Origin of the sequence: Actinomadura sp. NPDC023710 (assembly GCF_040639875.1) — a bacterium.
In the GTDB taxonomy this organism is placed as follows: domain Bacteria; phylum Actinomycetota; class Actinomycetes; order Streptosporangiales; family Streptosporangiaceae; genus Spirillospora; species Spirillospora citrea.
The window spans coordinates 280895-287165 of record NZ_JBFAGB010000006.1 but is presented as its reverse complement, the minus strand read 5'-3'; the positions used below and the strand labels follow the sequence as shown (position 1 = coordinate 287165).

The window sequence follows — 6271 nt, the reverse complement described above, 5'->3', positions numbered from 1 at the left end:
GTGGAGCGGATGATGCGCGACGCCAAGATCACCCAGATCTACGAGGGCACCAACCAGATCCAGCGCATGGTCATGGCCCGCCAGCTCCTGAAGTAACCCCCGCCGGCGACCGGCCCTCGGAGCCGGTTCAGACCGCCGGCAGCCGCAGCTCGAACAGCGCGCCGCCGCCGGGGGCCTCGCGGACGGCGAGGTCCCCGCCGTGCGCCAGCACCAGGTCGCGGGCGATGGCCAGCCCGAGACCCGCGCCGCCCTCGTCCCGGCTGCGCGCGTCGTCCAGCCGCACGAACCGCTCGAAGATCCGCTCGTGGTCGGCGGGCGGCACCCCCGGCCCGTCGTCGGCGACCCGCACGACCGCCGTGCCCGCCTCCTCGCCCACCGAGAGCCGGACCGCCGAGCGCGCGTGCCGCTGGGCGTTGTCGAGCAGGTTGCCGACCACCCGCGACAGCCGCCCGGGCACGCCCATGACCCGCGGATCGGCCTCGATCGACGCCTGGACGGTGATCCGGTCGCCCGCCGCGCGGCGCTCCAGCTCCTCCCGGACGAGCCCGCCGAGCGCGACGGGCCTGGCCGGCGGACGGTCCCCGGCGTCGATGCGGGCGAGGAGCAGCAGGTCGGCGGCCAGCCGCTGGAGCCGCAGGACGTCCTCGACCAGCCCGCCGACGTCCAGCAGCTCCGGATGCGCGGCGGCGACCTCCAGCTGGGTGCGCAGCGAGGCGATGGGGCTGCGCAGTTCGTGCGAGGCGTCCGCGACGAACCCGCGCTGCCGCGCCACCGACTCCTCCAGCGCGGCGAGCGTCGCGTTCGTCGTGGCGGCCAGCCCGGCGATCTCGTCCCGCGCCTCCGGCACGGGCACCCGCCGGGCCAGGTCGCCGGAGGAGGTGATCTCGGCCAGCTCCGCCCGGACCGCCTCCACCGGACGCAGCGCCCGCCGCGTGACCAGCCACGTCACCCCCGCGACGACCGCGAGCAGGGGCGGCAGTCCAGCGAGCATCGCCCGGACGGCGGTGCCCACCGCGTCCCGGGCGGCGGCCAGGTCGGCGCCCGCGTAGACGGTCACGGTCTCGTCCCGCGGCGTCGTCACCTCGACCGCCGCGAACCGGTAGTCGGCCGTGCGTTCGTCGACGGTCGCGCGGCCCGTGGAGAACTCCGGGTCGCCGCCCGACACCTCCCCGCGCGCCGGATCGTCGTCATCGCCGTCGTCATCGTCGCCCGACGGGGGCCGCCCGGGCCGCACGCCGGGGGAGCCGGTCCCGTGAATCCGCAGCAGGTCCTCGCTGGCCGCCCGCACCCGGCCCTCCTCGTCCACGACCTGCACGGGCCGGTCCTCCCCGTCCGGCAGGTCGAGCGCCGCGAACGGGGTGCCGGCGGCGAGCTGGGAGGCCACCTCGCGCGCCGCCACCTCCGCCTTGAGGTCGGCCTGCCCGCCGAGGTTCGAGCGCAGCAGCAGCACCACCGCGAGCCCGGCGGCGACGAGCGCGACCGCCACCACGGCGGTCGCGCCCAGGGTCGTCCTGGCGCGGACGGACGCCGGGCGGCGGGCCATCTCAGGCGCCCCCGTCCCGGGCCAGCCGGTACCCGGCGCCGCGCACCGTCGTGATCGACCGGCGCCCGAACGGCAGGTCGAGCTTGCGGCGCAGCGCGCTCACGTACACCTCGACGATGTTGGGGTCCCCGTCGTAGGCGAGGTCCCAGACCGCCTCGATGATCTGCGCCTTCGACACGACCCGGCCCGCGTTCGCCGCCAGGTGCTCCAGCACCGCGAACTCCTTGGCGGTCAGCTCCACCTCGGCCTCGCCCCGGTGCACGCGCCGCGCCGCCGGGTCGACCCTGAGGTCGCCGAGCACGATGGCGGGCGCCGCGCCCCGCGTCCGGCGGCGCAGCAGCGCGCGGACGCGGGCCACCAGCACCACGTAGGAGAACGGCTTGGTGAGGTAGTCGTCCGCCCCGGTGTCCAGGCCCTCCGCCTCGTCGTACTCGCCGTCCTTGGCGGTCAGCATCAGGATCGGCGTCTCGTCGCCCGCCGCGCGCAGCGCCGCGCACACCCGGTAGCCGTTCATCCCGGGCAGCATGATGTCGAGGAGGACCAGGTCGTACCCGCCGCCGAGCGCCCGGTGCAGCCCCTCGGCTCCGTCGTGGACGGTCTCGACCACGAACCCCTCGGCCGTCAGCCCCCGCGCGAGCGAGGCGGCCAGGCGTCTCTCGTCCTCGACGATCAGCAGGCGCATCCCCACAGCCTGCCAAACCCCACCTGAAGACGGCTTCAGGTTGCTTCAGCGGCGCTACAGGAACGCCCGGCATCGTCAGGGCGGAAGGTGCGGCCGTAGAGGCCGGCACGACACCCGGAGATGGGAGTTCCGATGAGGTTCGACGCACGGCGCATGGTCGCGGGCCGCGGCCTGCTGGTCACACTGGTCGCCGCGGGCGCGCTCGCCGCCGGCGGAGCCACGGCCGCGATCGCCGCCGCGGACGGCGGCGAGGGCGGCTCGCCGTCCGGCGACAGCCCCGCGCGGACGGCCGTCTCGCTGACGCAGGCCGCGGACACGGCGCTGAGGGCCGTCCCCGGGAAGGTTCAGGAGATCGAGCTGGACGGCGAGCACGGCACGATCGTCTGGGAGGTCGACGTCCTCACCGGTGACGGCGCCGCGCGCAAGGTCGTCATCGACTCCGGCAGCGGCAAGGTCGTGGCCGACCGCCCCGAGAAGCAGGACGAGGACGACAGGGGCGAGGCCGCCGCGCTGCGCAACGCGAAGGCCACCGTGGCGGGCGCGGCGGCCGCGGCGCTCAAGGCCGTTCCCGGCCACGCGACCTCCGTCGGTTTCGACCGCGACGGCGGCAGGGCGGTCTGGGAGGTCGACGTGACCGGTGCCGGCGGGACCGAGCACGAGGTCGTCGTGGACGCCGCGACCGGCAGGGTCGTCGCCGAGGAGGCGGACGACGATGACTGACCTTCGCCCCTGGCGGGAAGGGATCGGCCAAGGGGGTGGCGCATGAGCGAGCAGCGACCCGGGCCCGGCATCGACACGAGCGTCCCGCATGTGGCGCGCATCTGGAACTACTGGCTTGGCGGCAAGGACAACTATCCGGTGGACCGCGAGGTAGGGGACCAGATCCTCGGGATGCTGCCGGACGTCGCGCGCCTGGCCCGGGCCTCCCGGCTCTTCCTGAACCGGGTGGTGTGGCACCTGGCCGCCGAGGCCGGGATCCGCCAGTTCATCGACATCGGCACCGGGCTGCCCACGGTGGACAACACCCACGAGGTCGCCCAGCGCGCCGCCCCCGAGTCGAGGATCGTCTACGTCGACAACGACCCCCTGGTCCTGGAGCACGCCAAGGGCCTGCTCACCAGCACGCCCGAGGGGAGCACCGCCTACATCCACGCGGACCTTCGCGACCCGGACGCGATCCTGGAGGCCGCCGCCGAGACGATCGACTTCAGCCGTCCGGTCGCGTTCACGCTGATGGGCATCCTGGAGTTCGTCCCCGACGACGAGCAGGCGTACCGGATCGTGCGGCGGCTCATGGACGCGGTGCCCTCCGGCAGTTACTTCGCCATGTACGACGGGACGAACGTCGTGCACGGAGAGGCGTCCGACCGCATCGTGGACGTCTGGAACGCCTCGGGCAACGCGCAGCTCGTCCTGCGGACGCCCGAGGAGATCGGGCGCTTCTTCGACGGTCTGGTACTCGTGGAGCCCGGCATCGTCCCGGTGACGCACTGGCGGCCGGACGCGGCCGAGCCGGAGGCCGTGGACGCCTACGGCGCCGTAGGCCGCAAGCCCTAGAAGACGCCAGGCCCGCTGGAACAGGACGCGATGACCGGGAACGAGTTCGTCTACACGACCTACATCAAGACCACGCCGGAGCGACTCTGGGAGGCGCTCACCGACCCGGCCTTCACCCGCCGCTACTGGGGTGTCGCCTTCGAGACCGACTGGAGGCCCGGATCCGCCGTCACCTGGCACGAGGAGGGTGCGACGACGTCCGACCCCGAGCAGGTCGTCCTCGAAGCCGAGCCGGGCCGGCGCCTCGCCTACACCTGGCACACCTTCACGCCCGAGTGGGCGCGGTCCACCGGCGTGGACGAGGAGACCCGCGCCCGGCTCCTGCGGGAACCCCGCTCCACGGTGGCGTTCGATCTCGAACCCGTCGGGGAGGCGGTGAGGCTGACCGTCGTCCACGAGGGCGGCGAGGTGCTGCTCGGCATGTCCCGGCACGGCTGGCCGCACGTCCTGTCCGGCCTCAAGACGCTTCTGGAGACCGGCGCTCCCCTCCCCACCCCGTAGCCGGTCGGGCGTTCACCGGCGCCCCTGGCCCGGGCACCGTCCCGCTGTGCTTTCGGAACGGTCCACCACCGGTTGCCCGCTCACATGCGCATGCTGCTGCCGCCGGACTCCTCTTCGCCGTCGGTGGTGTGCTCCAGCTCCAGGTACTCGTCGTCGGGCCAGAGCTCGTCGGCCACGAAGGCGAGGTACTCCTCGTCGCCCGGGTCCAGCTCGGCGGTCATGGACTCCGGGTGGCCGGGAGGGCCGGCGGCGGGCGCAGGGGGCGGGACGGTGCGCAGCGCCTCGGGGGCGGGATGCTGCGGCTCCGGGGCGGGTCGCGGCGGTTCCGGGGCGGGTCGCGGCGGCATGGGGTGGAGGAGGTTCGGTAGAAAGAGGCCGAACAGGGCGACCAGGGACGCGAGGACCAGGACTGTGACCACACCACACCGTCCTTCCGCGGTCGAGTTCCGCATGATTGTTGCGTAAGTAGCAAAACAGTTGAACGCTACCGGGATCGCCCGCCGGATGGGAGTCCGACAGGCGAATCGATGGAGACCAACCGTGCATGGCGTCTCATGCGGTCGCCCGCGCGAGCGGGCGAGGTTCACCTGGGATCGCCTCGCCCTGTCCGATCGCCTCTCCAAGGCTGCGCGCGATCCTCGCGCGGGGGCGCCACGACACGCGGCCTTTCGTCGCGCGCTGCCAGGGTTTGGCACGCGGGTTGGAGTCCGGTGGTGGTCGCCTCACGAAGGCGGGGAAAGGTGGTCTCGGCATGGGCCGGGTCGGGAGAGCGTCACCGAGCCCGGCGGCCGCCGGAGTGGTGCGGCGGCGGTGGCCCGAGGGAGTGGAGGATCTCGGCTCCCGGGCGGAGGGACGGCGCGGTCGAGGACGAGCGCCGGTTCATCGCTGATGTGGGGGACCTGCGGCAGATGTGCGTTTCCGCGGAGGGGTCAGAGGCGCCCGCACGGCGTGCCCGCGGCGTCCCGGGCGGCGGGAGCTCGCCCGGCGTCGGGGACGACCGGCACATGATCGGACGATCGTGCCGGGACGGGACGTGGGCTCTAGGCGGCGGTGGTGGGGCGGTGCGGGGCGATGACGCGCCCGTCGGGAAGGAGCTCGCCGGTGTCGTCGAAGACGACGACGCCGTTGCACAGAAGGTTCCACCCCTGCTCGGGGTGGGCGGCGATGATGCGCGCGGCCTCGCGGTCGAGGTCGTCCGGCTGCGGACAGGGCGGCTCGTGCTGGCAGATGGTGTGGTGTTCGGCGGTCACAGGGTTCCTCCACAGGTGTCCCACGTGATTAGGGACATATTGCAGCCTGCCGCGCCGCGTCCGAAATATGCAAGTGGATGGCGAATTTTTTACCCTCGGCCACGTGTGAACACCCCGAAGCTCGGGCAGTCAGGGGCGATTCACCGCAAGATGCCCCCGTCCGGTTCACCGCCGTGGTCCACGTCCAGGCCGACGACGGCCGTGCAGTCCGTGCAGATCCATTCGGCGACGACCGCCTCGGAGTTGGTGCCGTGCGTCCGGTAGGGGCGCTCGACGGCGCGGCGCCGCATGCCGTGGCCGCAGGAGGAGTGCAGGAGCCTGCCGCACGCGGGGCACGGCCAGACGTCCTCGCGGCGCAGGTCGCACCGGGGGCACAGCGGCGACTCGTAGTGGGCCGCCGGCTCGCCGAACTCCAGCTCGATCCGCCACTCGTGCTCCAGGTCGAGGTACTCGTCCGCCGGCCAGTGGTGGTCGGCCAGCCAGGCGAGGTACTCCTCGTCCCCCGGGTCGAGGACGGCCGTCAGCGACTCGGGGTGCCGATCGTTCGATCGGTCGCGGAACCTGCCGCGCCGCGCGGTGGCCAGGAGCGTCAGCAGGCCCACGAGCGCGGCCGCGGCCAGGCCTGTCGCCAGGGGCATCGCGGCGTCCTCAGATGATCTTGTGGCGGGAAAGTCCGATCATGAATGCACTTCACAAAGCGCTGCGAACGCTACAAGAAAGGCACAACAACGGAAAAGT

The 6271-nt window shown here is 73.3% G+C and carries 9 protein-coding genes; 4 read left to right on the top strand and 5 right to left on the bottom strand.

Translation table 11 applies throughout. The features are described from left to right. The coding region (locus AB0H37_RS10045; RefSeq protein WP_131764087.1) for an acyl-CoA dehydrogenase family protein at positions 1-96 on the top strand (96 nt) is incomplete at its 5' end. A gap of 31 nt (positions 97-127) precedes the next feature. Here the strand turns inward: AB0H37_RS10045 and AB0H37_RS10040 are convergent. Next, complete coding sequence (locus AB0H37_RS10040) at positions 128-1543, bottom strand: HAMP domain-containing sensor histidine kinase (RefSeq protein ID WP_360612170.1); 1416 nt, start codon at positions 1541-1543, stop codon at positions 128-130. Between the two features lies 1 nt (position 1544). After that, positions 1545-2225, bottom strand: a complete 681-nt coding sequence (locus AB0H37_RS10035) for a response regulator transcription factor (RefSeq protein ID WP_329092816.1) — start codon at positions 2223-2225, stop codon at positions 1545-1547. Positions 2226-2357: 132 nt separating this feature from the next. Between AB0H37_RS10035 and AB0H37_RS10030 the strand changes: the two genes are divergently transcribed. From AB0H37_RS10030 to AB0H37_RS10020, 3 genes are read left to right on the top strand one after another with little or no spacing between them, the layout of a single operon-like run. Beyond that, entirely contained in the window at positions 2358-2945 is a 588-nt protein-coding gene (locus AB0H37_RS10030; protein WP_360612169.1) for a PepSY domain-containing protein, read from the top strand. Positions 2946-2987: 42 nt separating this feature from the next. Then, on the top strand, positions 2988-3782 hold the full coding sequence (locus tag AB0H37_RS10025) for an SAM-dependent methyltransferase (protein WP_360612168.1): 795 nt from the start codon (positions 2988-2990) through the stop codon (positions 3780-3782). 30 nt (positions 3783-3812) lie between these two features. Next, positions 3813-4283 (top strand): SRPBCC family protein, encoded by a 471-nt coding sequence (locus tag AB0H37_RS10020; RefSeq protein ID WP_360612167.1) that lies wholly within the window; start codon positions 3813-3815, stop codon positions 4281-4283. Between the two features lie 80 nt (positions 4284-4363). On the opposite strand, the gene AB0H37_RS10015 is transcribed toward AB0H37_RS10020, so the two are convergent. The 3 genes from AB0H37_RS10015 to AB0H37_RS10005 form a co-directional block, all read right to left on the bottom strand. After that, positions 4364-4702 (bottom strand): hypothetical protein, encoded by a 339-nt coding sequence (locus AB0H37_RS10015; protein WP_360612166.1) that lies wholly within the window; start codon positions 4700-4702, stop codon positions 4364-4366. A 621-nt stretch (positions 4703-5323) separates the two neighbouring features. Further along, positions 5324-5512: a DUF5999 family protein gene (locus AB0H37_RS10010; protein ID WP_179838579.1), complete on the bottom strand. Its 189-nt coding sequence runs from the start codon at positions 5510-5512 to the stop codon at positions 5324-5326. Positions 5513-5673: 161 nt separating this feature from the next. Beyond that, positions 5674-6171 (bottom strand): hypothetical protein, encoded by a 498-nt coding sequence (locus tag AB0H37_RS10005; protein WP_179834035.1) that lies wholly within the window; start codon positions 6169-6171, stop codon positions 5674-5676. Between the last annotated feature and the right edge of the window lie 100 nt (positions 6172-6271).

Coding starts and splice junctions, on each gene's coding strand:
- AB0H37_RS10020 (WP_360612167.1), top strand. CDS start 3,813: ATGACCGGGAACGAGTTCGTCTACACGACCTACATCAAGACCACGCCG.
- AB0H37_RS10025 (WP_360612168.1), top strand. CDS start 2,988: ATGAGCGAGCAGCGACCCGGGCCCGGCATCGACACGAGCGTCCCGCAT.
- AB0H37_RS10040 (WP_360612170.1), bottom strand. CDS start 1,543: ATGGCCCGCCGCCCGGCGTCCGTCCGCGCCAGGACGACCCTGGGCGCG.
- AB0H37_RS10030 (WP_360612169.1), top strand. CDS start 2,358: ATGAGGTTCGACGCACGGCGCATGGTCGCGGGCCGCGGCCTGCTGGTC.
- AB0H37_RS10035 (WP_329092816.1), bottom strand. CDS start 2,225: ATGCGCCTGCTGATCGTCGAGGACGAGAGACGCCTGGCCGCCTCGCTC.
- AB0H37_RS10005 (WP_179834035.1), bottom strand. CDS start 6,171: ATGCCCCTGGCGACAGGCCTGGCCGCGGCCGCGCTCGTGGGCCTGCTG.